General features: G+C 71.5%; 23 protein-coding genes. 9 read left to right on the top strand and 14 right to left on the bottom strand.

What is annotated here, in order from left to right; genetic code table 11:
- The first annotated feature begins 4 nt into the window (after positions 1–4).
- On the top strand, positions 5–232 hold the full coding sequence (locus ACFUJY_RS26105) for a zinc ribbon domain-containing protein (RefSeq protein WP_383304068.1): 228 nt from the start codon (positions 5–7) through the stop codon (positions 230–232).
- A gap of 124 nt (positions 233–356) precedes the next feature.
- On the opposite strand, the gene ACFUJY_RS26100 is transcribed toward ACFUJY_RS26105, so the two are convergent.
- From ACFUJY_RS26100 to ACFUJY_RS26085, 4 genes are all read right to left on the bottom strand, one after another.
- Complete coding sequence (locus tag ACFUJY_RS26100) at positions 357–1,016, bottom strand: O-methyltransferase (RefSeq protein WP_383304065.1); 660 nt, start codon at positions 1,014–1,016, stop codon at positions 357–359.
- Complete coding sequence (locus ACFUJY_RS26095) at positions 982–1,872, bottom strand: HAD family hydrolase (RefSeq protein ID WP_383304062.1); 891 nt, start codon at positions 1,870–1,872, stop codon at positions 982–984. The genes ACFUJY_RS26100 and ACFUJY_RS26095 overlap by 35 nt, the downstream gene beginning before the upstream one ends.
- Entirely contained in the window at positions 1,869–4,349 is a 2,481-nt protein-coding gene (locus tag ACFUJY_RS26090; RefSeq protein WP_383304059.1) for a phosphoribosyltransferase, read from the bottom strand. Before ACFUJY_RS26090 ends, ACFUJY_RS26095 begins: the two co-directional genes overlap by 4 nt.
- 62 nt (positions 4,350–4,411) lie before the next feature.
- Positions 4,412–5,575, bottom strand: a complete 1,164-nt coding sequence (locus tag ACFUJY_RS26085; protein ID WP_383304057.1) for an HpcH/HpaI aldolase/citrate lyase family protein — start codon at positions 5,573–5,575, stop codon at positions 4,412–4,414.
- A 221-nt stretch (positions 5,576–5,796) separates the two neighbouring features.
- Here ACFUJY_RS26085 and ACFUJY_RS26080 point away from each other — a divergent pair, with 221 nt between their 5' ends.
- A complete protein-coding gene (locus ACFUJY_RS26080) occupies positions 5,797–6,612 on the top strand; it encodes a TerD family protein (protein ID WP_383304055.1) in 816 nt (271 codons plus the stop codon).
- Positions 6,613–6,618: 6 nt separating this feature from the next.
- Here the strand turns inward: ACFUJY_RS26080 and ACFUJY_RS26075 are convergent, their stop codons facing one another.
- The 6 genes from ACFUJY_RS26075 to ACFUJY_RS26050 all read right to left on the bottom strand — a co-directional run bounded on the left by ACFUJY_RS26075 (position 6,619) and on the right by ACFUJY_RS26050 (position 11,275).
- Positions 6,619–7,353, bottom strand: a complete 735-nt coding sequence (locus tag ACFUJY_RS26075) for a Tellurium resistance (RefSeq protein ID WP_383304053.1) — start codon at positions 7,351–7,353, stop codon at positions 6,619–6,621.
- A 155-nt stretch (positions 7,354–7,508) separates the two neighbouring features.
- A complete protein-coding gene (locus ACFUJY_RS26070; protein ID WP_383304050.1) occupies positions 7,509–8,636 on the bottom strand; it encodes a DUF475 domain-containing protein in 1,128 nt (375 codons plus the stop codon).
- A gap of 69 nt (positions 8,637–8,705) precedes the next feature.
- Entirely contained in the window at positions 8,706–9,281 is a 576-nt protein-coding gene (locus ACFUJY_RS26065) for a TerD family protein (RefSeq protein WP_383304047.1), read from the bottom strand.
- 159 nt (positions 9,282–9,440) lie between these two features.
- On the bottom strand, positions 9,441–10,016 hold the full coding sequence (locus tag ACFUJY_RS26060) for a TerD family protein (protein WP_164402590.1): 576 nt from the start codon (positions 10,014–10,016) through the stop codon (positions 9,441–9,443).
- A gap of 149 nt (positions 10,017–10,165) precedes the next feature.
- Positions 10,166–10,624 (bottom strand): peroxiredoxin, encoded by a 459-nt coding sequence (locus tag ACFUJY_RS26055; RefSeq protein ID WP_164402589.1) that lies wholly within the window; start codon positions 10,622–10,624, stop codon positions 10,166–10,168.
- A gap of 213 nt (positions 10,625–10,837) precedes the next feature.
- Positions 10,838–11,275, bottom strand: a complete 438-nt coding sequence (locus ACFUJY_RS26050) for a DUF3052 domain-containing protein (protein WP_018103344.1) — start codon at positions 11,273–11,275, stop codon at positions 10,838–10,840.
- Positions 11,276–11,815: 540 nt separating this feature from the next.
- On the opposite strand from ACFUJY_RS26050, the gene aceE reads away from it, so the two are divergent.
- Positions 11,816–14,557 carry a pyruvate dehydrogenase (acetyl-transferring), homodimeric type gene (gene aceE / locus ACFUJY_RS26045; RefSeq protein WP_383304042.1) on the top strand — a complete coding sequence of 914 codons (2,742 nt, stop codon included), beginning with the start codon at positions 11,816–11,818 and terminating at the stop codon, positions 14,555–14,557.
- An 80-nt stretch (positions 14,558–14,637) separates the two neighbouring features.
- Here aceE and ACFUJY_RS26040 read toward each other — a convergent pair whose 3' ends face one another.
- Positions 14,638–15,021, bottom strand: a complete 384-nt coding sequence (locus ACFUJY_RS26040; RefSeq protein WP_383304039.1) for a peptidase inhibitor family I36 protein — start codon at positions 15,019–15,021, stop codon at positions 14,638–14,640.
- Between the two features lie 307 nt (positions 15,022–15,328).
- On the opposite strand from ACFUJY_RS26040, the gene ACFUJY_RS26035 reads away from it, so the two are divergent.
- The 5 genes from ACFUJY_RS26035 (at position 15,329) to ACFUJY_RS26015 (ending at position 20,727) form a co-directional block, all read left to right on the top strand.
- Positions 15,329–16,540 carry an alpha/beta hydrolase gene (locus ACFUJY_RS26035; RefSeq protein ID WP_383304037.1) on the top strand — a complete coding sequence of 404 codons (1,212 nt, stop codon included), beginning with the start codon at positions 15,329–15,331 and terminating at the stop codon, positions 16,538–16,540.
- An 87-nt stretch (positions 16,541–16,627) separates the two neighbouring features.
- On the top strand, positions 16,628–17,566 hold the full coding sequence (locus tag ACFUJY_RS26030; RefSeq protein ID WP_383304034.1) for a DUF4429 domain-containing protein: 939 nt from the start codon (positions 16,628–16,630) through the stop codon (positions 17,564–17,566).
- A gap of 16 nt (positions 17,567–17,582) precedes the next feature.
- The gene (locus tag ACFUJY_RS26025; protein ID WP_383304031.1) at positions 17,583–18,812 is read left to right on the top strand and encodes a sensor histidine kinase; all 1,230 of its coding nucleotides are present in this window, start codon (positions 17,583–17,585) and stop codon (positions 18,810–18,812) included.
- 13 nt (positions 18,813–18,825) lie between these two features.
- Positions 18,826–19,509, top strand: coding sequence for a response regulator (locus ACFUJY_RS26020; RefSeq protein WP_383304028.1), 684 nt, complete (start codon positions 18,826–18,828; stop codon positions 19,507–19,509).
- A gap of 144 nt (positions 19,510–19,653) precedes the next feature.
- On the top strand, positions 19,654–20,727 hold the full coding sequence (locus tag ACFUJY_RS26015) for an alpha/beta hydrolase (RefSeq protein ID WP_383304025.1): 1,074 nt from the start codon (positions 19,654–19,656) through the stop codon (positions 20,725–20,727).
- On the opposite strand, the gene ACFUJY_RS26010 is transcribed toward ACFUJY_RS26015, so the two are convergent.
- Genes ACFUJY_RS26010 through ACFUJY_RS26000 form a run of 3 tightly spaced genes read right to left on the bottom strand, consistent with a single transcriptional unit; the run spans position 20,724 to position 22,696 of the window.
- Positions 20,724–21,170, bottom strand: a complete 447-nt coding sequence (locus tag ACFUJY_RS26010; RefSeq protein WP_383304023.1) for a VOC family protein — start codon at positions 21,168–21,170, stop codon at positions 20,724–20,726. The two genes, ACFUJY_RS26015 and ACFUJY_RS26010, sit on opposite strands and share 4 nt — an antisense overlap.
- Positions 21,171–21,218: 48 nt before the next feature.
- Positions 21,219–22,235, bottom strand: a complete 1,017-nt coding sequence (locus ACFUJY_RS26005) for an aldo/keto reductase (RefSeq protein ID WP_383304020.1) — start codon at positions 22,233–22,235, stop codon at positions 21,219–21,221.
- Positions 22,235–22,696, bottom strand: a complete 462-nt coding sequence (locus ACFUJY_RS26000) for a MerR family transcriptional regulator (RefSeq protein ID WP_383304017.1) — start codon at positions 22,694–22,696, stop codon at positions 22,235–22,237. Before ACFUJY_RS26000 ends, ACFUJY_RS26005 begins: the two co-directional genes overlap by 1 nt.
- 91 nt (positions 22,697–22,787) lie before the next feature.
- Here ACFUJY_RS26000 and ACFUJY_RS25995 point away from each other — a divergent pair, with 91 nt between their 5' ends.
- Complete coding sequence (locus ACFUJY_RS25995; protein WP_383304014.1) at positions 22,788–23,603, top strand: serine hydrolase domain-containing protein; 816 nt, start codon at positions 22,788–22,790, stop codon at positions 23,601–23,603.
- The last annotated feature ends 8 nt before the right edge of the window (positions 23,604–23,611 follow it).

Raw genomic sequence — 23,611 nt, 5'->3', positions numbered from 1 at the left:
CGTCATGCCTCGTTACGAGTACCGCTGCCGCTCCTGCGGAGACACCTTCGAGCTCAGCCGTCCCATGGCCGAGTCCTCCGCTCCCGCCTCCTGCCCCGCCGGGCACGAGGACACCGTGAAGCTGCTCTCCACCGTCGCCGTCGGCGGTACGGCGGGCGGCGGCTCCCGGCCCGCGCCCGCCGCCGGTGGCGGGGGCGGGGGCGGCTGCTGCGGTGGGGGCTGCTGCGGCTGAACCCGGGCGGCATCCCGGGCGGTGCCTGGAGTGCCGGCGGCACCGCCGCCCGGGTGTGCGGGACCACCGCCCCGCCGGACGCGCCGGAGCCCGGGAGCCCGGGAGCCCCGCCGCCCCCGGGCGGCTACCGCTTGCGCGACAGCGTCAGCCCGTCCGACACCGTCAGCAGCACGCTGTCCATGCGCGGGTCCGCCGAGACGTGGTCGTTGAACTCCTGGATGGCCTTCGCCGCGCCCGTCGCGTCCGGGTCCGTCACGCGTCCGTGGAACAGCACGTTGTCCGTGGTGACGACCCCGCCCGGGCGCAGCCTCGGCACCAGTTCCTCCCAGTACGCGATGTAGTTGCCCTTGTCCGCGTCCAGGTAGGCGAAGTCGATGTGGGGTTCCTCCGGCATCGCGCGCAGGGTGTCCAGGGCGGGGGCGATGCGCAGGTCGATGCGGTCGGCCACGCCCGCCTTCTCCCACGCCTCACGGCCGTAGGCGGTCCACTCCTCCGAGACGTCGCAGGCGATCAGCCGTCCGTCCGCCGGGAGGGCCTGGGCCATCGCCAGGGCGGAGAAGCCGGTGAACGTGCCGACCTCCACGATGTGCCGGGCGCCGGTGAGCCGGACCAGGAAGGCGAGCAGCGGGCCCTGCTCCTCGGCCGACTGCATGCCCGCGTGCTCGGGCAGCCGCGCGTAGGTCGTCTCGACGAGCTCGCGCTGCACGGGGTCCAGCGGCGGGTTGTGCGCCAGCATGTACGCGTACAGCTCATCGGTGATCTTGGTGGAGTTTCCCTTGGTCATCGCCCAACTCTACGGTCGCCCGGCCGGGTTGTCCGGTCTTCGAGGCCCGCAGGAAGCGGCGCAGGATCTCCTCGCCCGCCGCCACGCCCCGTTCCGCGGTGGCCTCGATGTGCGCGGCGTCCCAGCCCGCGTCGGCGAGTTCGCCGTGGCCGGGGCGCCATCCCCGGTCGGCGGCGAGCAGGAGGTCCGCGTCCAGGAGGGAGTCGCCGGCGGCGAGGGTGTGCGTGGCGCCGGTGCGCCGGGCGACCTCGCGCATGGCGGCGCTCTTCGTGAGCGGGCGCGGTACGGCGTAGATCTTCCGGCCCTGGAGCGATACGGTCCAGCCGCGCGGCTCCGCCCAGGCGGCGAGTTCCTTCGTCCACTCCGGGGGCAGTTCGGCGCGGTCGACGACGAGGTAGGCGAACAGGTCTTCGGCGACGCGCTCCTTGAGCAGCCACGCGGGGTCGGCGGTGGCGACGAGGTGGGCGCGGACCTCGGCGAGCGGGGCGCACTCGTCGGACAGCCGGCGGGCCACGGTCCGCTGCCAGTCCGGGTCCGATTCGCCCTCCACCAGGATGTGGCCGCCGTTGGCGCAGATCGCGAACTCGGCCGGGGCGCCCGGGAGCCGGATGCGGTGGTACTGCTCGCGGGTGCGGGTGGTCGTCGGGACGAACACCGTGCCGGCGGCGGAGGTCAGGTCGGTGAGCAGTCCGGCGGCGGTCTCGGTGACGTACGAGAGGGGCTTGTGGTCGTACACCTCGACACACAGCAGCCGGGGCGCCCGTTCGTCCGCCATGGTGAGCTGGAGCGCGGCCGAGGAATAGATGAGGGTGCGGTCGAGGTCGCTGGCGACGAGGGTGACCGGGGAGGCCGTCACGCGGACTCCACCGCCTTGCCGTCGGCGCCGGTCGCCCCGCGCGTGTACTTGGGGTGGATGAGTCCGACACAGGTGTACGGGAGGGAGTCGACCTCCTCGACCGGTACGCCGCGCTGCTCGGCCAGGAGCCTGATGTGGTCCAGGTCCGGGCCGGCGCCGCGCCGGGCGAGGATCTTCCAGGGGACGCGGCGCAGCAGGACCCGGGTGGTCTCGCCGACTCCGGGCTTCACGAGGTTGACGTCGTGGATGCCGTACTCCTCGCTGATGCGCTCCACGGCCGCCCAGCCCTCCCAGGTGGGGGCCCGGTCCGCGGCCAGGAGCTCCTTCACCTCGGCGTCCACAGCGTCCGCGACCTCGTCGAAGCGCGCGGCGACCGTGTCGAGGAAGAGGCCGGAGACGTCGGCGCCGGCCAGCTCGCGGTAGAACTTCGCGCCGTGGAAGTCGTCGGGGCCGACCAGGTCGGCGCGCAGGACCGTGCGGGAAATGAGGCCGGACACCGTGGAGTTGAGGCAGGCGGAGGGGATGAGGAAGTCCTCGCGCGTGCCGTACGTGCGCACGCAGCCGCCCGGGTCCGCGAGCACCGCGATCTCCGGGTCGAAGCCCGCCACTCCCCCGGCCTTCTCGAACTCCGCGACGGCGGCGGCCAGTTCGCGGGTGATCGCGCCCTTGCCGGTCCAGCCGTCGACGAACACAACGTCGGCCGGGTCGTGGTGCTCGGCCAGCCAGCGCAGCGCGTTGGCGTCGATGCCGCGTCCGCGCACGATGGAGACGGCGTAGTGCGGCAGGTCGAGGGAGCGCCGCGCCCGGGCCCAGCGGCGCATCAGCACGCCGACCGGTGTACCGGCCCGGGCGAGCGAGACGAGGACCGGGCGGGGGCCGCGCTCGGCGAGGACGGTCTCGGTGACCGTGCCCACGGCGCGGGCGATCCGGGCGGCCGACAGCGTGAGGGCGCTCTTGAACAGTTCCTGGTACTCGGCGGACGGCTGGTACTCGACGGGGAGCGATTCCGCGTAGTGCGCGCCCCCGCTCTGTATCGCCTCCTCGCGCTCCTCCGTGGGCGCTTCGAGGCGGGTGTCCGAGAGGTCCTGGAGCAGCCAGCCGACCTCGTCCGGCGCGTACGAGGAGAACGCGGGGCCGCGGAGGGGCTCGGGGAGCTGCATGGGGGCTTCTTCCTGGCGTTCGGGGGCGCGCGCCCCCGGTACGTACGAGGGGATCACCGCGAGCAGGACCTGCGCGGTGTGCGGGGCGAGGCGGTCGAGCAGCCCGCCGGGGGCGTGCAGGGCCGGGGTGTCGGCGGCGGAGTCGACCACGAGGACGACGGCGTCGAAGCCGGCACCGGCGACGTTGTACGCGTAGCGCTCGCCGGAGCCGTCGGCCGGGTCGTCGTGGGCCGGGAAGACCAGCCGGGTGCGTATCGCGTAGCCGGGGTCGTCCACGGCGAGGACCGGGGAGCGGGTGGTCGTGGAGTAGCGGACCTCGGCGCCGGTGCGCTCCTCCAGGGCGGTGGCCAGGCGCAGCGGCGCGTACATCAGCTCCTCGCAGCCGAGGACGAGGACGCGGCGGGGGCCGTCGCCGAGGGCGTGTGCGATGCGGTCGGCCAGGGCGGGGAGCGCGGGCTCCAGGAGGGCGCGGTGGGCCTCGGTGAAGCCGTGCCGCCCGCCGTCGGGGACGCCGACGGGCCAGGGGAGGTCGAGGCGGGTGTGCGGACGGGGGTGCGGGGGCGCGTCCTGGGGGGTGTCCCCGGCGGCCTCCTGCTCGGCGACCAGGGCCTGGCCCTTCTCCAGGACGCCGTCCGGGAGGGTGACCGTGCCGGTGTTGCGGGCGACCAGGTCGACGCGGGCGCCGATCTCGGCCGCGAATTCCGTCAGGCGGCCCCGGTCGGCCGGTGAACGCATGTCGACCAGGGCGACGATGACGTACCGGTCCCGCGGGTAGCGCTCGTGGAGCGCGCGGATCGTGTTGAGGACGGTGTTGCCGGTGGAGAACTCGTCGTCCACCAGGACCAGCGCCGAGCCGGGGCCGTCCGCCGCCAGCAGCTCCGGGTCCTCGGGCAGGAGCAGGTGCGAGGTGGCGTGCGAGTGGGCCTCCTCGAAGCCGCCCGCCCGGGCGACCCCGGGCACCGGCCTGCGGGTCGAGTGGAGGTAGGGCGCCGCACCGAGGCCGTCGGCGACCGAGTGGCCGAGGCCGGTGGCCGTCTCCGCGTAGCCGACGACGACCGCGCGACGCGCGCCGTCCTCGCCGAGGAGTGCCCGCACCCGGCGGCCCAGCTCGACGCCGGCTCCATACACCACGGAGGGGCGCTGCGGCACGTGCTTGCCGAGCACGTTGGACACGAGCAGGTGTGCCCGCTTGGGGTTGCGCCGCAGGGCGAGGCCCAGCAGCTCGCGCAGCTCCCCGTCGCCCACCAGCCCGACGCCCAGTCGCTCCGCCACCCAGCTACCCGACCACACCACGTCCGTCGTCCCTCTTTCACTCATCCGCCGGGCCCGGTGCCGTGCTCGGCGCCGGGGCCCCTCTCCGATCGTCCCGCGCGTCCCGCTCACTCCGCGAGGCAGGCCGCCAGCAGGTCCACGAAGCCGACGTCCTCCCGGGCCACGCCGAAGACCTTGGCGCGCAGCAGGGTGCGCTCGGCCCAGGCCCGGTGCGGCTTCACCTCGTTCATCTTGTTCGTGTACGCGGAGCGCAGCACCCCGCCGCCGTCGCTCTCGGGCCGCAGGATGTCCTGGGCGTCGCTGAACTCTTCGTGGCTGACCACGGACAGCGCGTGCACGGGGGCGACGTGCGAGGGGTGGATGCAGGTCTTGCCGAGCAGCCCGTTGGCCCGGTCCAGGTCGATCTCGCGCAGCAGCCCGTCCAGGTCGTGGGCGATGAGCGCGGTGCGCAGTGCCTCGGCCCGGTTCTCCTGGAAGGGACTGCTCCGCAGCTGTGTCTTGAACATGCGCTCCTGGCGGGGGAAGTACTCCCAGACGGGGCCGGTGACCGTGAAGCCCGTCCCGTCGGCCCGGCCGAGCACGTTGACGACGTCCGCGATGACGTGGGCGACGATGCCGACGTCGTACGCCGTCATGTCGGGGGAGCGCCGCAGTCCGTAGGCGGAGCAGAAGTCGGTGACGCCGAGGCGGAGCGCGAGGACCCGGTCGCGGTGTGCGGTGACCGTCTCGGCGATGCCCCGGAGGGCTTCGCGGCGGGTCTCCAGGTGCAGGAGCTCGGGCGATTCGAGCACCGGCATGGCGAAGAGCCGGCGGCCCGCGGCGGCCTCGGCCTTGGTCAGGGCCTCCATGAACGGCACGCCGCGGGCGCGCGTGAACTTGGGGAGCACGAAGCCGGACAGCAGCCGGACGGAAGCGCCGAGGCGGCGCACCAGGTCGGTGATCTGTTCCGGGTCGCGGACGCGGATGAACAGCAGCGGCGGTTCGACGGGGCGCGCGTCCAGGTCGGCGAACTGCCTGACCAGGTTCTCCTCGGCGCCGACGACCTCGGAGTCGTCGATCGAGTCCTCCAGGCACAGCACCATCGAGACGACTCCGCGCCCGGCCAGCTTGACGATGTCGTCGGCGAGGCGGGGGCGGGTGGCTGGGCTGTAGAGCGTGGCGCCGAGGGCGGCGGCGAGGAGGGGGGCCGGCGAGTCGGCGTCGAACGCACAGGGTTCCTGGAAGAAGAGCCCGTCCTTCGCAGCAGCTGCAACATGCCCGAAATGACGCATGCAATTCCCCCCGTACTCTCTGACCGACCGGACAACGTGTGGCCGGTAATAGTACGTACGAACGGGTGTCGACAGTTCCCACTGAGGGTGAATTCCGGGTGTCATGACCGTTTCGCACGAATTTCAAAAGTGGCGGAGTGGGTGAATCCGCCCGGCACCGGGGACACGGACCCCGCCCCCCGCGTTGTCCGCACGGGCGGCCAGCAGGCAGGATGACCGGCATGACGCACGCGATGGTGAAAGGCTCGAACGTCCCTCTCGACGCCATGGCCGTACGGGCCGTGCTGCGCTGGACGCCGGGCGCCGGGGTGCCCGATGTGGACGCCTCGGCCCTGCTGCTCGGCGCCGGCGGGCGCGTGCGCTCGGACGAGGACTTCGTCTTCTACAACCAGCCGCGCCACCCCTCGGGCCTGGTGCGCAGGCTGCCCAAGCGCAGCCTGCCCGAGGGCCTGACGGACACCATCGAGGCCGACCTGAACGCGCTCGACCCGTCGGTCGACCAGGTGGTCATCGCCGCGTCCTCGGACGGGGCCGCCTTCGGGGCCGTACGGGATCTGCGCATCATGATCCACGACGCGGCGGCCGGCGGCGAACCGCTCGCCGTGTTCGACGTGCGCGCGGAGACCGGCGAGGAGACCGCGATCATCTGCGGCGAGCTGTACCGGCGCGGGGACGGCTGGAAGTTCCGGGCGGTCGGGCAGGGGTACCCGACGGGGCTCATCGGCCTCGCGACCGCGTTCGGCATCTCGGTCGACGAGGCCGAGCCCGAGCCCCAGCCGCCCGCCACGGCGCCGCCCTCGGTCCCGCCCGCCCCGGCCCCCGGACCGGACTCGCAGGCGACCGTGCTGCACCAGCAGCCCTCGTACGGCTATCCGCAGCCAGCCGCCGCCCCGGCGCCGCAGCCCGCGTACGGCTATCCCCAGCCGGCCTCCCCGCAGCCCGCCTACGGCTATCCGCAGCCCGCTCCGGCGGCGGCGCCCGCCCCCGACCCGAATTTCGTGCTGCCGCCGCAGGGTCCGCAGTTCATACGGCCGTGAGGTCGCCTAGGCGCGACTCTTGTAGCCGCGCCCCCACTGCATGCCGAAGCCGTACATCCGGTCCAGCTCGGACTGGAAGCCGTAGACGAACTTCACCTCGCGGCGCACGATCAGCTCGTCCTTGATGTTGTCCACCGTGAAGACCGCGCAGGAGCGGGCCTGCGGGGCGCGCTCGTCCAGCTCGATCTCGATGCGCGGCCCGTTGCCCGGGTAGAGCGTCACCTTGGCGTGCGTGCGGTCGAACGCGGGCGTCTGGTCGTAGATGTAGACGAAGAACAGCAGCCGCTTGATGTGCTCGCGCTGATCGAGGTTGACGTACAGCGTCTCGCCGGAAGGGGCGCCGAACCGGTCGTCGCCGCTCAGCCTGATGTAGGGCGGCCCGTTCAGGTCGCCGAGCAGATTGCCCAGGGGCTGCACCACGCCCCGGGTGCCGTCCGCCAGCTCGTACATGCAGCCGAGGTCCAGGTCGACGTTGACCATCCCCTGGGTGTGCGCCTGGACGGCCTCCGGCTGGAAGAGCTTGAAGGGGCGCAGCAGCCGGCCGCTCTGCCGGGAGCGGCCTCCGATGTCCGAGGTGCGCATGCGCCAGGACAGGTTCACGCGGAGGTTGCCGCTCAGCGCGCCCTGCTTGGTCAGCGAGACCGTGGCGTGCCGCCGGGTGAGCACGATGGAGTTGGTGGCCGCGCTGCCCGACTCGAACTGTGTCTCCCGCCCCGGCCACAGGCTGTTCCAGAACGCCATCCCCGACCCCACCCCTCTCGGTCCCTCACCCGTCGCACGCGGCGCATACGACGCACGCACCACTGCGGGGCGGCTCCGGGCCGCCTCCGGGTGTGTCCCGGAGCCGTTGCCGTACGAGCCGCCCCGCAGAGAGCGTTCCCTCAATTCCTACCGGGTCACACCCCGGCGGTCACTTCGCTGTTGCCCTCTTCGGCCTCCAGCGCCTTGTTGCGGCGGACGGAGGACCAGAACGACCAGGCGATCAGGACGACGCCGACGAGACCGGTGATGATCTCGTTGATCTCGTACTGGATGGTGACGAGCAGGATGACGGCCAGCGCGCCGATCGCGTAGTGCGCGCCGTGCTCCAGGTAGACGTAGTCGTCCAGGGTGCCCTGGCGGACCAGGTAGACCGTGAGCGAACGGACGTACATGGCACCGATGCCGAGGCCGAGCGCCATGAGCACGATCTCGTTGGTGATGGCGAAGGCGCCGATCACGCCGTCGAACGAGAAGGACGCGTCGAGGACTTCCAGGTAGAGGAACATGAAGAAGGCGGCCTTGCCCGAGAGGGCGACCGCGGAGATCTTCTTGCCGCTCTTCTTGGCCTCTTCCTCGGCCTCCTGCTCGCGCTCCTCCTCCTCTTCGAGCTTGTCCTCGAAGTAGCCGGAGAGCCCGCCGACGATGAGATACGTGATCAGCCCGGCGATACCGGAGAGCAGGACGGTCTCCGCCTTGTCCACGTGCCCGCCGCCGTGCTGGTGGGCGTGGGTGGCGACGGTCATCGCGGAGATCAGCAGGACGATGAGCGCGATGCAGACCGACAGCATGTCGACCTTGCCCAGCTTGGCCAGCGGGCGCTCCAGCCAGCGCAGCCACTGGATGTCACGGTCCTCGAAGATGAAGTCGAGGAAGATCATGAGCAGGAACATGCCACCGAACGCGGCGATCGCCGGGTGGGCGTCCGTGACCAGTTCCTTGTACCGGTCCGGGTCGTTGAACGAGAGATCGATCGCGTCGATCGGGTTCAGACTCGCGGTAATGGCCACGATCACGACGGGGAAGACCAGCCGCATACCGAAGACCGCGATGATCACGCCGATGGTGAGGAAGATCTTCTGCCAGAAGGCGGACATCTTCTTCAGGATTCCGGCGTTGACAACGGCGTTGTCGAAGGACAGCGAGATCTCCAGGACGGAAAGGATCGCCACGACGCCGAACGCCTGCCACCCCCCGTAGAAGAACGCGGCCACCAGGCCGATCACGGTGATCGCGAACGACCACCCGAAGGTTTTCAGAAGCACTGGCTACCCCATCATGTTGTAACGGGTCTCCCCCGATGTGCACGGGGCTCCCCCGCGCCGTGCGCGGCTTTACGAAACGTTGACCCCGAAGTCTAGAGCGATGCCTCGGAGCCCCGATGCGTACCCCTGACCAACTGCACGGAACTTCCACTCGCCGTTGTAGCGGTAGAGCTCCCCGAAGATCATCGCGGTCTCCGTGGAGGCGTCCTCGGTGAGGTCGTAGCGCGCGAGTTCCTGTCCGTCGGCCTGATTGACGACGCGGATGAAAGCGTTGCTGACCTGGCCGAATGTCTGACCGCGATTGTCGGCCTCGTGAATGGAGACCGGAAAGACGATCTTGTCGCAATGGGCCGGCACCTGCACGAGGTTCACGATGATCGACTCGTCGTCGCCGTCGCCCTCACCCGTGAGGTTGTCACCGGTGTGCTCGACGGAGCCGTCGGGGCTCGTCAGGTTGTTGTAGAACACGAACCACTCGTCGCCGAGTACCCGGCCCGACTGGCACAGCAGCGCGCTGGCGTCCAGGTCGAAGTCCGCCCCCGTCGTGGATCGTGCGTCCCAGCCGAGCCCGACCAGCACCTGGGTGAGATTGGGTGCGGCCTTGGAGAGGGAGACATTGCCTCCCTTGGCGAGCGTGACGCCCATGGTGTGTCCTCCCCGAGTCGATGAACCGTCTTTGTACCGGACGGAGCCCGCCGGCCGAACCCGTGCGGCCGGAAGAACTGTCCGTCGAGCGCGTCCGGCGCCGCACGTGGTGCGGCGCCGGACGGGAATGCTGGTGCCGGGGCCGGGGCCCCGGGCAGGTCAGACGTTGACGCCGAAGTCCTGCGCGATGCCGCGCAGACCGGAGGCGTAGCCCTGGCCGATGGCGCGGAACTTCCACTCCGCGCCGTTGCGGTACAGCTCGCCGAAGACCATGGCGGTCTCGGTCGAGGCGTCCTCGGACAGGTCGTAGCGCGCGAGCTCGCTGTTGTCGGCCTGGTTGACGACGCGGATGTACGCGTTGCGGACCTGGCCGAAGCTCTGCTGGCGGGACTCGGCCTCGTAGATCGAGACCGGGAAGACGATCTTGTCGACGTCGGCCGGGACCGTGGCCAGGTTGACGTTGATGACCTCGTCGTCGCCCTCGCCCTCACCGGTGAGGTTGTCACCGGTGTGCTCGACGGAGCCGTCGGGGCTCTTGAGGTTGTTGAAGAAGACGAAGTTGCCGTCGTTGGCGACCTTGCCCTCGGCATTCGTCAGCAGAGCGCTGGCGTCGAGGTCGAAGTCCCCGCCGGTGGTGGTACGGGCGTCCCAGCCGAGACCCACGATGACCGCGGTCAGGTTGGGCGCGGCCTTGGTCAGCGAGACGTTGCCGCCCTTGCTGAGGCTGACTCCCACGAGTCCTCCCATTGGTTTCTTGGGGGCCGGCCGGTGCCGGCGCCTCCACGTCGTGTTGACATCCGATCAACGAGTGGATCCTAGTGACCGGTTCCCGGCCCAAACAGGCTTTCCGCCCTGGGTCGGCCCGCGATCCGCCCGAATCCGGATCAGAGGGTGCCGAGCGCCTTGACGTAATCGTTGAGGTCGCGCGCGTCGGGCAGGCCGTTGACGACCGTCCAGCGCACCACGCCCTCCTTGTCGATGATGAAGGTGCCGCGCACCGCGCAGCCCTTCTCCTCGTCGAAGACGCCGTAGGCCCGCGAGGTCTCGCCGTGCGGCCAGAAGTCGGAGAGCAGCGGGTACTCCAGGCCCTCCTGCTCGGCGAAGACGCGCAGGGTGTGGATCGAGTCGTTGGACACGGCCAGCAGCTGCGTGTCGTCGTTCTCGAACGTGGGCAGCTCGTCACGGAGCGCGCACAGCTCGCCCGTGCAGACGCCGGTGAAGGCGAACGGGTAGAACAGCAGCACCACGTTCTTCTCGCCCCGGAAGTCCGAGAGCTTCACGGTCCGGCCGTGGTTGTCCTTCAGCTCGAAATCCGGGGCCTGGGTGCCGACCTCGATCGCCATGAAACGCGTCCCTTCGCTACGTCACCGGGCTGGGCTGTCCGGGTGGCCCCCACCCTACGCAGACCCCCCGGGCGCCGGTGAGGCACCCGGGAAAGCTTCCCGCGTACGCGCGGATCACGCCGGCGGGTAACCGCGACACGGATGTGCGAGCCGGACGTACGAAGACCCCCGGCCGGCGTGATGCCTGTCGGGGGCCTTCAGGGGTTGGTGGGGTCAGCGCTTGGCCTTGGCCGCTTTGGGCGTGACGAGGCGGCTTCCCGACCAGTCCTTGCCCGCGTTGACGCTCTTGGTCTGGGCGAGCCCGGCGGTCTGGGCGGCCTCGTTGATGTCGCTCGGCTCGACGTATCCGTCGCGGCCGGTCTTGGGCGTCATCAGCCAGACCACACCGCCGTCCTCGAGCAGACCGATGGCATCCACCAGCGCGTCCGTAAGGTCGCCGTCCTCGTCGCGGAACCACAGCAGGACGACATCGGCGATGTCGTCGTAGTCCTCGTCGACGAGGTCCTGGCCGGTAATGGCCTCAATGCCCTCACGGAGCTCCAGCTCGACGTCGTCGTCGTAGCCGATCTCCTGGACCACCTGTCCGGGCTCGAACCCCAGGCGTGCCGCCGGGTTGGTCCGCTCCTCCGCGTGGTCCGCGGTCGCGCTCACGGGTTGCCTCCTGATCATGTTTCGGAAAATGCTTCAGCCACGCGCGTGCGCGGGGCGTTGGCCGTAGTCCACACGGGAGCGGCGGATCGCGCAAGTACCCAGCGTGCGAGACCGCCTAAACGGGGACGTTTCCTGTCACGTCGCCGTCCTTCAGGCAGCTCCCTGCGAGGGCCCGCGTCCTCCTCCACTCCTTGTCGTGTCCTACGTCCTTGGACAGCTTATGCCGTTTCGGTCCGGCATTCGGAGCCGAGCAGCTTTTGGGAACACTTGCGCGCCTTGGGCGTATGGTTGCGTTCCGTCCCCGGTCATCCTGCCTGCCCCATCCTGTCCGAGAGCCTCTGCCTGCACCGATACCCACTCGGCGGCCGTCCATCCGCCCCGGCGGAGCCGGGTCGGGGACGCGTTTGCGGTTACCTCTCGGTAGAGATGACGTACGCGTTTCAGCGGTACACGATGGGTTGGCGTACACGTACCTCACGTCCGGGGGCAGGACTCCCGTAACAGGCCCCGAAGCGCAGCACCGAACAGCGAAGGAACAGCGTGGCTTCCGGATCCGATCGCAACCCGATCATCATTGGCGGCCTTCCGAGTCAGGTCCCGGATTTCGATCCCGAAGAGACCCAGGAATGGCTCGACTCGCTCGACGCCGCCGTCGACGAGCGAGGCCGTGAGCGGGCCCGTTATCTCATGCTCCGGCTCATCGAACGAGCGCGCGAGAAGCGCGTCGCCGTGCCGGAGATGCGCAGCACGGACTACGTCAACACGATCGCCACGAAGGACGAGCCGTTCTTCCCCGGCGACGAGGAGATCGAGCGCAAGATCCTCAACGCGACCCGCTGGAACGCGGCCGTGATGGTCTCGCGCGCCCAGCGTCCGGGGATCGGCGTGGGCGGCCACATCGCCACGTTCGCGTCCTCGGCCTCGTTGTACGACGTCGGCTTCAACCACTTCTTCCGGGGCAAGGACGACGGTCTGGGCGGCGACCAGATCTTCTTCCAGGGGCACGCCTCGCCCGGGATCTACGCCCGCGCCTTCCTACTGGACCGGTTGAGCGAGGCGCAGCTCGACGCGTTCCGCCAGGAGAAGTCGAAGGCGCCGAACGGGCTGTCCAGCTATCCGCACCCGCGGCTGATGCCGGACTTCTGGGAGTTCCCGACGGTGTCGATGGGCCTCGGCCCGCTCGGCGCGATCTACCAGGCGCGGATGAACCGGTACATGGAGGCGCGCGGCCTCGCCGACACGTCGAACTCGCATGTGTGGGCGTATCTCGGTGACGGCGAGATGGACGAGCCGGAGTCGCTCGGCCAGCTGTCCATCGCCGCGCGGGAGGGCCTGGACAACCTGACCTTCGTCGTCAACTGCAACCTCCAGCGCCTCGACGGACCGGTGCGCGGCAACGGCAAGGTCATCCAGGAGCTGGAGTCCCAGTTCCGGGGCGCCGGGTGGAACGTGATCAAGCTGGTCTGGGACCGGTCCTGGGACCCGCTGCTGGCGCAGGACCGCACGGGCATCCTGGTCAACAAGCTGAACACGACGCCGGACGGGCAGTTCCAGACGTACGCGACGGAGACCGGCGCGTACATCCGGGAGCACTTCTTCGGGGACGACCCGAGGCTGCGCGAGATGGTCAAGGACATGACCGACCAGCAGATCCTGCACCTGGGCCGCGGCGGTCACGACCACCGCAAGGTGTACGCGGCCTATGCGGCGGCCAAGGCCCACAAGGGCCAGCCGACGGTGATCCTGGCGCAGACGGTCAAGGGCTGGACCCTCGGGCCGAACTTCGAGGGCCGCAACGCGACCCACCAGATGAAGAAGCTCACCGCCGAGGACCTGAAGCGGTTCCGGGACCGGCTGCACATCCCGATCGCGGACAAGGAGCTGGAGGACGGCAACCCGCCGTACTACCACCCGGGCCGCGACTCGGAGGAGATCCAGTACATGCACGACCGCCGCAAGGGTCTGGGCGGTTACGTCCCGACCCGTGTGGTGCGCGCGAAGCCCTTGCATCTGCCCGAGGACAAGACGTACGCGGCGGCGAAGAAGGGTTCGGGGCAGCAGTCGATCGCCACCACCATGGCGTTCGTCCGCATCCTGAAGGACCTCATGCGGGACAAGGAGATCGGCAAGCGCTTCGTGCTGATCGCGCCCGACGAGTACCGCACGTTCGGCATGGACGCCTTCTTCCCGAGCGCGAAGATCTACAACCCGCTGGGGCAGCAGTACGAGTCGGTGGACCGCGACCTGCTGCTCGCGTACAAGGAGTCGCCGACCGGGCAGATGCTGCACGACGGCATCTCGGAGGCGGGCTGCACGGCCTCGCTGGTCGCCGCGGGCTCCGCCTACGCGACGCACGGCGAGCCGCTGATCCCGGTGTACGTCTTCTACTCGATGTTCGGCTTCCAGCGCACCGGTGACCAGTTCTGGCAGATGGCGGACCAGCTGGCGCGCGGCTTCGTGCTGGGCGCGACCGCCGGCCGGACGACGCTGACCGGCGAGGGGCTCCAGCACGCCGACGGGCACTCGCAGCTGCTGGCGTCGACCAACCCGGCCTGTGTGGCCTACGACCCGGCGTTCGGGTACGAGATCGCGCACATCGTGCAGGACGGTCTGCGCCGGATGTACGGCGGGACGCCCGAGGAGAACGAGGACGTCTTCTACTACCTCACCGTCTACAACGAGCCGATCCAGCACCCGGCGGAGCCCGCCGATGTCGACGTCGAGGGCATCCTGAAGGGCGTCTACCGCTACAGCGGCGGGGAGAAGGGCGAGATCCCGGCCCAGATCCTGGCTTCCGGTGTGGCGGTGCCGTGGGCGGTCGAGGCGCAGCGCATCCTCGCCGACGAGTGGAACGTGAAGGCGGACGTCTGGTCGGCGACCTCCTGGAACGAGCTGCGGCGCGAGGCCGTGGACGTGGAGCGGTACAACCTGCTGCACCCGGAGGAGGAGCAGCGCGTGCCGTACGTGACGCGCAAGCTGTCCGGGGCGCAGGGGCCGTTCGTGGCGGTGTCGGACTGGATGCGGTCCGTGCCGGACCAGATCGCCCGCTGGGTGCCCGGCGCCTACCAGTCGCTGGGCGCGGACGGGTTCGGGTTCGCGGACACCCGGGGCGCGGCGCGGCGGTTCTTCCACATCGACGCGCAGTCGATCGTGCTCGCGGTGCTCACGGAGCTGGCGAAGGACGGGAAGGTGGACCGGTCGGCGCTGAAGACGGCGGTCGACCGCTACGAGCTGCTGGACGTGGCCTCGGCCGATCCGGGGGCCGCGGGCGGCGACGCGTAACGTGGGCGCGGAGACCGGCCCGGTGCGGGGCGGCGGGACCCGGGAAGGGTGCCGCCGCCCCGCGGCGCGTCCGGAGCCGGTCAGTTCTCCCACACCTTGAAGGCGCGCACCTGGTACGGCGAGCGCGGCAGCCAGGTGCCGCCGCCCGGGTACGTCTCGAACTCGCCGGTCTCCGCGCACTCGGCGGACTGGTAGGTGGTGACGGGCCGCCCGGTGCGATTGGCGAGGGCCTGGGCGGTGGTGCCGGGTTTCAGCGGGACGCAGCTCTCGATGTCGATGGTGGACAGCTCATGGGTCTGCCGGGCGCCGGTGAAGTCGGGCCGTGCCCAGAGGCACAGCTGCCCGCTCCCGCAGTCCCCGAGCCGGACGGGCGCGGCGGGCTTCGCGGGGGCGGTGGCCCCGGTGGGCGCGGACAGGAACAGGGCGGTGACGGCCAGGACGGCTGCGGCGACGGTCGTACGCATGTGAGTGGAACCCCCGTGTGACGGAACTGCTGTGACGGAACAGCTGTGACGGAACTGCCGATGCGGGCGCCCACCGATGTGGACCGCCCGAGATCCACCCTGCGTTGTTACGGAGAGTAATCGGAAGGGTTGGGGGTCGAGTCCACCCTGAAAGGTGACAGTGCCCACAGAGTTGACGCGAAGGGCGCGGAGCGTGCCGCAAGGCCGTACACAGGGTGAGGCGATCGCCGTGTCCTTCCGCACAGTCGAGTGATCTGGGTCACCCTGTCCCCGAACAGGCTCCGCCCGTCTCCTAGGGTGGTCCGGAGTGACTTCCTTCGACTCCTCCCCCACGCTCACCGCCTGGCGCGCCCTGCTCGCCGTCGCGGTCGTATTCGTGATGCTCGCGACGACCGGCTGGACCGCCGTGCACCACCAGCGCTCCGGCGACTCCCGCGCGCTCGCGCTGGCCGCCTGGGCCAAGGGGTCGATAGCGGGACAGCCGCTGCCGGACGCCGACGCCCCGCCGTACAAACTGGCGCACTTCTTCGCCGCGCTGACGCCGGGGCAGCGCGCCCACCTCGCCGACAGATACCCGCTCGTCGTGGGGAACCTCAACGGCGCCCCGGTCACCACCCGTTACCGCGCGAACCGGCGGGCGATCGGACAGGCCGGCGCGGTCGAACGCAAACGCGTCCACGACACCAGACTCTCCGCGTCCGGCCGCGCCGAGGCCCGGCACCGCCTGGACCGCTTCCGCTCGATGCTCGCTCGGGACCGCCACTTCCTGGCGTTCGACCCGTCGGGACGCGGGCTCGCCGCCGAGGTCTTCGGCGACCTGGACCGGGCGCGGCGCATCTCGCTGGTCGTGCCCGGCGTCGACACGAACCTGCTGACCCTGGAACGCACCGGCGCCAAAACCAACGCCGCGCCCGTCGGCATGGCCAAGTCGCTGTACGCCGCCGAACGCGCCGCGGGCCCCGGGGTGCGCACCGCCGTCATCGCCTGGGCCGACTACACCACGCCCGTCGGCATCGGCATGGACGCCGCCCTCGGCAACCTCGCCGAGCGCGGGGCGGTCCGGCTCGACGCGCTCGTCCGGGCCCTCCCGGGACCGGCGCCCGTCTCGCTGTTCTGCCACAGCTACGGCTCCGTCCTGTGCGGCGTCGCCGCGAGCAGGCTGCCCGGCCGGGTCGAGGACATCGCCGTGGCCGGCAGTCCGGGCATGCGGGCGGACAACGCCGGAGACCTGCACACCCGGGCGCACGTGTGGGCGATGCGGGACAGCGGCGACTGGATCGAGGACGTGCCGAACCTGGAGCTCGGCGGCCTCGGGCACGGCGCCGATCCGGTGGACCACGATTTCGGCGCCCGGGTCGTCTCGGCGGACGGCGCGGTCGGCCACAGCGGCTACTTCGAGCCGGGCACCGAGAGCCTGGACAACTTCGCCGCGATCGGAATTGGCGCGTACACGTCGGTGACCTGTGCGCCGGCCGACAGCACCTGCAACGACGGGGTGTACGCCGACACGACAGCCTGACACGCGTAGAGACACCGCCTCCGGCCTCCGGAAGCGGTCGACTCCGAGAGGGGACGGGGCGGGCAAGTGCCGCATACGATGAGGCGCATGGGTGATGTGCTGGCCGGAATTCATGCCACCTGGGAGTTCGACGCCGACTCCGTGCTCATCCGCTACGAACGGGGTATCCGCACGCCGAGACTCCTCCAGAGCCTCCGTGAGCGCCGCGTCCCGCACGCGGCGCTGTCTTCGGTGACGCTGACCCCGGGCAGGCGGGGCACGGTGGTGCTGCGTGCCGTCCCGCGCCCCGGGGCCGACCCGCTCCTCGAAGCCGCCGCCGGACAGCTGAAGGACGGCTGCGACCCGTACCGGCTGGTGCTCCCCGCCGCCCGCGAGACCCTTGCCGAGTACTACGCGGACGAACTGCGGTCCTGCCTCGGAGCGGACGCGGGCGTTCCCGCCGACCGTTTCCTGGTCGCCGCCCCGGAGGCCCCGATGCAGTTCAAGGCGTACGACGGGCGGGCCGGCTTCGACGGGGAGCGGATCTCCTTCCGCTGGTTCTGGACCGGCGCCTCGTCGGAGAAGTGGAAGGCCGGCGACCAGACGTTCCCGGTCACCGACCTGTGCGGGGTCGAGTGGCGTTCGCCGGAGGGTCTGGAGGGCTATCTGCGGCTGCTGCCCAGGGCCTCGGACGCCGCGGCCCCCGCGTCCGGAGGGATCACCGCTCCCGCGACGGCCGGGACGGTCACCGGCGTCCAGCCGGTGATACCCAGGCCCGCCCGGGCCGACCAGGACCCCGCGGCGGTGATCTTCGGGCTCGGCTACGGCCCGGTCCACGAGTCGCTGCCGTTCGCGGCGGCCGTCCTCGAATCCGTACGCAGGAAGCAGTCCGCGCCGCCGGCCGCCACCGCCCTCACCGCCGCCGCCCGGCGTGATCCGGCCGACATCGCGGAGCGCATCCACCACCTCGGGGAGCTGCACCGGGCGGGCCTGGTGACCGACGAGGAGTTCAGCGCCAAGAAGGCGCAGCTCCTGGCCGAGCTCTAGCCGGCCGCCGCCCGAGATGACCGAGGCGATACCCGCTTCCGCCCCCGCGCACACCACCGGTTCCCGGCGGTGGACGAGGTTACTGCCGCAGGCCGCCGCCGTGCTCCTGACGGCACTCTTCCTCCCCGTCACCCTGGCCAATCTCGTCGATCAGTACGGGGTCGGCCGCGCGGTGGCCACCACCCTCGCCGTCACCCAGGCCGGGCCTCTGCTGCTGATGGTGCACCGCCCTCTGTGGGCCTGGTGGATCGTCTTCCCGGCGGACATCGCGGGCGCGCTGGTGATCCTGGGGCAGCCGGCCCGCGAGTACGACGTGTGGCCGTGGCCGCCGGCGCCGCTCTTCGCCTGTCTCTTCCTGCTCCTCGCACTGGCCCTGCGCAGGTCCCGGCGGGTTCTCGTCGCGGTCTGGCTGGCGACCGGGGCGGCGAGCCTCCTCCTCCATCTGGTCCGCGCGGACCGCAGCGACGGCACCGCGCTGCTGCTGCCCCTGTGCGCGGCCGTGGTGCTGGTGATCGGCGCGGCGGTACGGGAACGGCGCGTCGCGCAGCGCCGGCTCGCCGAGCAGGAGACCGTCAACGAGGCGGAGCGCGCCCGGCGGACGCTGCTGGAGGAACGGACCAGGATCGCCCGGGAGCTGCACGACGTGGTCGCCCACCACATGTCCGTGATCACCGTCCAGGCGGACTCCGCGCCCTACCGGCTGCCGGAGCTGTCGGACGAGGCGCGCGAGGAGTTCGGGACGATCGCGGCGAGTGCGCGGGAGTCGCTGGCCGAGATGCGGCGGCTGCTCGTGGTGCTGCGCGGTGACGGCGCGGAGGGCGAGCGGACCCCGCAGCCGGGGATCGGCCGCTTGCAGCAGCTGGTGGAGGCGACGGTGCGGGCGGGGCTTCCCGCCGAACTCTCGCTGGCCGCCGACCTGGGTGACGTACCGTCGGCCGTCGATCTGTCCGCGTACCGGATCGTGCAGGAGGCGCTGGCGAATGTGGTCCGGCACGCGCCGGGTGCCCGGACCCGGGTCTCGGTCACCTCGGAGGGGGGGCAGTTGACGGTACTGGTCGTCAACGACCCACCGGAACAGCCCGTTTCACCGCTGGAGACGGCGGGAACGGGCCACGGTCTGGTCGGGATGCGGGAGCGCGTACGGTTGACGGGCGGCTCACTGGACGCCGGGCCGCTGCCGGACGGGGGGTTCCGGGTCGCCGCGCGGCTGCCGCTGTCCCCGGCCGGGCCCGACGACACCCCCTGAGTCCGGAGGAACCGTGACCATCCGTGTGATCATCGTCGACGACCAGGCAATGGTGCGGGCGGGGTTCGCCGCCCTGCTGTCGGCGCAGGCGGACATCGACGTGGTCGGTGAGGCGCCGGACGGGCGCCAGGGCATCGAGGTCAGCCGCCGGGTCCACCCGGACGTGGTGCTGATGGACGTCCGGATGCCCGAGATGGACGGCCTCGCGGCGGCTCGCGCACTCCTCGACCCGCCGCCGGGCGTGGTCCATGTGCCCAGGGTGCTGATGCTGACCACGTTCGACGTGGACGATTACGTGTACGAGGCGCTGCGGGCCGGGGCGTCCGGCTTCCTGCTGAAGGACGCGCCCCCGGCGGACCTGATCGCGGCGGTCCGGGTGGTGGCGGCGGGCGACGCGCTGCTGGCGCCCTCGGTGACGCGCCGCCTGATCGCCGACTTCGCGAAGCAGGGGCCTTCGGTGGCCTCCCGGAGCGGCGCGACGCTCCGGCTCAACGGGCTGACGCCGCGCGAGACGGAGGTTCTGGAGCTCATCGCGCGCGGCCTGTCGAACCAGGAGATCGCCGGGAAGCTGGTGCTCGCCGAGCAGACGGTGAAGACCCACATCGGGCGCGTCCTGGCGAAGCTGTCCCTGCGCGACCGGGCGCAGGCGGTGATCTTCGCGTACGAGGCGGGGCTCGTCGTCCCCGGCTCCGCCTGACGCGTCCGCCCCCTACCCGGGTATCACACGGCAGTTGGCTCCCCGGTGTGACTCCCGCGCACGCACCGCGTTCCTACCTTCCTCCCGTCGCGCCGGACGGCGTGCGGGGACCGGCCGGTTCGGCCGGAGAGGGAGGCGGGGCGGATGCGGCGTTACGCGAGGACCCTGGTCACGGCCGCGCTGGCGGTCACCGTGGTGTCGGGGACGGCGGGCTGGGTGTCGGGCAACGCCCAGCAGGCGGTGACCGGCCCGCCGCCCGGCACGGCCTCCTGGCGGGCCGACCACACGCTGGGCCGCGAACTGCCCGACCCGCTGGAGGCTTCGCCCGCCGAGGTCGCCGCGTTCTTCGCGGGGTTGGACGAGGCGCGGCGCCAGGCCCTGGCCGCGAGGCACCCGCTCGTCGTCGGCAACCTCGACGGCGCCCCCGTCGCCCTGCGCTACCGGGCCAACGCCCTGGCCCTGAAGGCGTCCCACGACCCCCGCTACGCCCACTTGGCCGAGGACCCGGCCCGTCGCTTCCTGGCGTTCGACCCGCGCGGCCGGGGCCAGGTCGCGGAGGTGTTCGGCGACCTGGCGACCGCCCGGCGGGTGTCCGTGGTGGTGCCCGGGTCCGACATCGACGCCGGCACGTTCGACCGTACGACCGATGTGTACGGCACCCCGGCCGGCATGGCCAGGTCGCTGTACGCCCGTACCGGGCCGGGCACCGCCGTGATCGCCTGGGCCGGGTACACCACACCGGTGGGCCTCGGGCTCGACGCGGCACGGGGGACGCTGGCGGAGGCCGGCTCCGTGCGGCTGGTCCGGTTCACGGACGGGCTGAGGGCCGCCGGGGCGCCCGTCACCTCGGTGTTCTGCCACAGTTACGGCTCGGTCGTCTGCGGCCTGGCCGCGCACCGGTTGCGCGTCGCCGACCTGGTGGTCCTCGGCTCGCCCGGGATGCGCGCGGACAGCGTGGCCGGTCTGCGCACCGGGGCGCGGGTGTGGGCGGCGAAGGACCCCGGCGACTGGATCGGCAAGGTCCCGCACATCGAGTTCGCCGGGCTCGGCCACGGCACGGACCCCGCGTCGCCGGGGTTCGGCGCCCGCCGGGTGCCCGCGGACGACGCGGAGGGGCACACCGGCTACTTCGCGCCGGGCACCCGGTCGCTCAGGGCCTTCGCCGCGATCGCCGAAGGCACGTACGTGCGGGGCGGGACCGGAAGGACACCTGCCTAGCCCTTCCCGCCCAGCTCCTCCGCCAGCCCGACGATGACGCCGTCCGGGCCGCGCAGGTAGCAGAGCAGGTAGCTGTCCTCGAACCGGGCGATGGAGCCGACGAGTTCGCCGCCCAGCGGGCGCAGCCGGGCGACCGTGTCCTCGATGTCGTCCACGGCGAACATGACGCGGTGCGTGCCGAGCACGTTGTGCGGGCGGTCGCGCGGGGCGTCGATCAGCGCGGGGCTGAGGTACTTCGCCAACTCCAGGCGGCTGTGCCCGTCCGGGGTCCGGAGCATGGCGATCTCGCAGTGGGTGCCTGCGAGGCCGGTGCACTGTTCGGCGAAGCCGCCCCGGACCTCGCCCCTGCCCTCCAGCTCCATGCCGAGCTCCCGGAAGAACGCGATGGCGGCGTCCAGGTCCTCGACCACGATGCCGACGTTGTCCATCCGCTGGATCGCCATGCCGTCTCCTCCTCGCTCCGGGTCCCCCATGCGGACGCTACCCGCGCGCTACTCGCGTGCGAGGGAGGTCAGGCTCATGTCCTGGTAGCGGTCGCCCGCGACCTGCCCGGCGATCGGTTCGAGGAGGGCCAGCTCGTCGTCGGTGAGCGTGAGGCGGGTGGCGCCCACGTTCTCCAGGAGGCGGTGGCTCCTGCGGGTGCCCGGGATCGGGACCACGCCGATGCCGTGGACCTGGGCGCGCTGCTGCACCCAGGCGAGCGCGACCTGCCCGGCGGTCGCCCCGTGGGCGGCGGCGATCTTGCGGACCGGTTCCAGGAGCGCCGCGTTGGCCTTCGCGTTCTCGCCGGTCATGCGGGGCTGCGAGGCGCGGAAGTCGCCCGGGGCCAGGTCCTTGCCCGCGTCCGCGAAGGACCCGGTGAGGAAGCCCCGGCCCAGCGGGGAGTACGGCACGACCGTGACGCCCAGTTCGGCGGCGGCGGCGAGCGCGCTGCGCTCCACGTCCCGGCTGAAGAGGGACCACTCGGACTGGAGGGCGGCGATCGGGTGCACGGCGTGCGCCTCGCGCAGTTCGGCGCCGGTGACCTCGCTGAGCCCGAGCTGCTTGACCTTGCCCTCCGCGACCAGCTCGGCCATGGCGCCGACGGACTCCGCGAATGGGACGGCGGGGTCGTGGCGGTGCATGTAGTAGAGGTCGATCACCTCGGTGTCCAGGCGGCGCAGGCTCGCCTCGACGGCCTTGCGGATGTACGCGGGGCTGTTGTTGACGCCCCGGTAGTCCGGGTCGTCGTCGCGCCGCTCGATGCCGAACTTGGTGGCGAGGGTGATCTCGTCGCGGTGCGCCCCGACGAACGGCGCGAGGAAGGTCTCGTTGGCGCCGCTGCCGTAGATGTCGGCGGTGTCGAAGAGGGTGACGCCCGCCGCCAGCGCCGTCTCCAGCGTCTCGCGGGCCGAAGCCTCGTCGGTGTCGCCGTAGAACTCGCTGATGCCCATGCAGCCGAGGCCCTGGACCCCGACCCGGGGGCCGCCTCGGCCGAGTTCGACGGTGGCGATCTTTTGGTCGGCCATCAGGCACCGTGCCCTTCCGGCGCCCTGCGGGCGCCCGCGTAGAAGTCGATCTTGTAGTCGAGTACCGCCAGGGTGTCCTGGAGCTCCGCGATCCGCGTCTTCACGTCGCGGCGGGTCGCCTCCAGCAGTTCCTGGCGTTCCTCGAAGGTGTGGTCGCCCTCACGGATGAGCTCGGCGTACCGGACCATGTGGGCCACCGGCATCCCGGTCAGCCGCAGCTTGGTGACGAAGGCGAGCCAGTCGAGGTCCCGGTTGCTGAAGCGGCGCTGGCCGGTGTGCGACCGGTCCACGTGCGGCATGAGCCCGATCCGCTCATACCAGCGCAGGGTGTGGGCGGTCAGCCCGGTGAACACGGCGACCTCGCTGATCGTGTAGCGGTCCTGCCCGTCGGGGCGCGGGTGCGCCGAAGGAGCGGTGGCGCAGATGTCGGTCCGGCTCGCGGTGGTCTCCATCACGGTCATGCCTCCACGCTATGACGTTGGAGTGCACTCGAAGCAAGCATCACCGGGTGCGGTGTCCGACAGGTGGGATGTGGAATCTACTCTCGTACGCATGCAGAGCCTGGCGATGATCGAGAACTGGCCCGTCCCCACCGCCGCGGCGGCCGTCGTACGAGCGGACGGCACGGTCGCCGGTACGCACGGCCCGACCGCGCACCGTTTCCCGCTCGCCTCCGTCACCAAACCGCTCGCGGCCTACGCGGCGCTGGTGGCGTACGAGGAGGGCGCCGTGGAGCTGGACGAGCCGGCGGGCCCCGAGGGCTCGACCGTGCGCCACCTCCTCGCCCACACCAGCGGGCTCGCGTTCGACGAGCACCGGGTGATGGCCCCGCCCGGCAACCGGCGCCTCTACTCCAACGCGGGCTTCGAGGTGCTGGGCGACCACATCGCGAAGGCCACCGAGATCCCGTTCCCGGAGTACGTCCGACAGGCGGTCCTGGAACCGCTCGGGATGACCGCGACCACGCTGGACGGCTCCCCCGCCAAGGACGGCGTCTCCACGGTCGCCGACCTCGCGCGCTTCGCCGCCGAGGTGCAGGCCCCCCGCCTCCTGGACCCGCGCACCGTGCTCGCCGCGCAGACCGTCGTCCACCCGGGCCTGAAGGGCGTCCTCCCCGGCTACGGCCACCAGAACCCCAACGACTGGGGCCTCGGCTTCGAGATCCGCGACTCCAAGTCCCCGCACTGGACCGGCGCCTCCTCCTCCCCCGCGACCTTCGGCCACTTCGGGCAGTCGGGCACGTTCCTGTGGGTCGACCCGGCGGCGGGCGCGGCCTGCGTCGCGCTCACCGACCGGGCCTTCGGCCCGTGGGCGGCCGAGGTGTGGCCGCCGTTCACCGACGCGGTGCTGACGGAGCTGGCGGGCTGACCGGGGCA

This window comes from Streptomyces sp. NPDC057249, from assembly GCF_042669245.1.
In the GTDB taxonomy this organism is placed as follows: Bacteria; Actinomycetota; Actinomycetes; order Streptomycetales; family Streptomycetaceae; genus Streptomyces.
The sequence above is the reverse complement of the archived record's forward strand: the minus strand, read 5'-3'. Positions and strand labels throughout refer to the sequence as shown.

Bases quoted from the DNA above. Each gene is read 5' to 3' on its own strand.
- ACFUJY_RS26085 (WP_383304057.1), bottom strand. From the start codon at position 5,575: ATGCGTCATTTCGGGCATGTTGCAGCTGCTGCGAAGGACGGGCTCTTC.
- ACFUJY_RS26010 (WP_383304023.1), bottom strand. From the start codon at position 21,170: ATGGCGATCCAGCGGATGGACAACGTCGGCATCGTGGTCGAGGACCTG.
- ACFUJY_RS26005 (WP_383304020.1), bottom strand. From the start codon at position 22,235: ATGGCCGACCAAAAGATCGCCACCGTCGAACTCGGCCGAGGCGGCCCC.
- ACFUJY_RS26055 (WP_164402589.1), bottom strand. From the start codon at position 10,624: ATGGCGATCGAGGTCGGCACCCAGGCCCCGGATTTCGAGCTGAAGGAC.
- ACFUJY_RS26000 (WP_383304017.1), bottom strand. From the start codon at position 22,696: ATGACCGTGATGGAGACCACCGCGAGCCGGACCGACATCTGCGCCACC.
- ACFUJY_RS26100 (WP_383304065.1), bottom strand. From the start codon at position 1,016: ATGACCAAGGGAAACTCCACCAAGATCACCGATGAGCTGTACGCGTAC.
- ACFUJY_RS26040 (WP_383304039.1), bottom strand. From the start codon at position 15,021: ATGCGTACGACCGTCGCCGCAGCCGTCCTGGCCGTCACCGCCCTGTTC.
- ACFUJY_RS25995 (WP_383304014.1), top strand. From the start codon at position 22,788: ATGCAGAGCCTGGCGATGATCGAGAACTGGCCCGTCCCCACCGCCGCG.
- ACFUJY_RS26030 (WP_383304034.1), top strand. From the start codon at position 16,628: ATGGGTGATGTGCTGGCCGGAATTCATGCCACCTGGGAGTTCGACGCC.
- ACFUJY_RS26025 (WP_383304031.1), top strand. From the start codon at position 17,583: ATGACCGAGGCGATACCCGCTTCCGCCCCCGCGCACACCACCGGTTCC.
- ACFUJY_RS26065 (WP_383304047.1), bottom strand. From the start codon at position 9,281: ATGGGCGTCACGCTCGCCAAGGGAGGCAATGTCTCCCTCTCCAAGGCC.
- ACFUJY_RS26105 (WP_383304068.1), top strand. From the start codon at position 5: ATGCCTCGTTACGAGTACCGCTGCCGCTCCTGCGGAGACACCTTCGAG.
- ACFUJY_RS26090 (WP_383304059.1), bottom strand. From the start codon at position 4,349: ATGAGTGAAAGAGGGACGACGGACGTGGTGTGGTCGGGTAGCTGGGTG.
- ACFUJY_RS26080 (WP_383304055.1), top strand. From the start codon at position 5,797: ATGACGCACGCGATGGTGAAAGGCTCGAACGTCCCTCTCGACGCCATG.
- ACFUJY_RS26075 (WP_383304053.1), bottom strand. From the start codon at position 7,353: ATGGCGTTCTGGAACAGCCTGTGGCCGGGGCGGGAGACACAGTTCGAG.
- ACFUJY_RS26015 (WP_383304025.1), top strand. From the start codon at position 19,654: ATGCGGCGTTACGCGAGGACCCTGGTCACGGCCGCGCTGGCGGTCACC.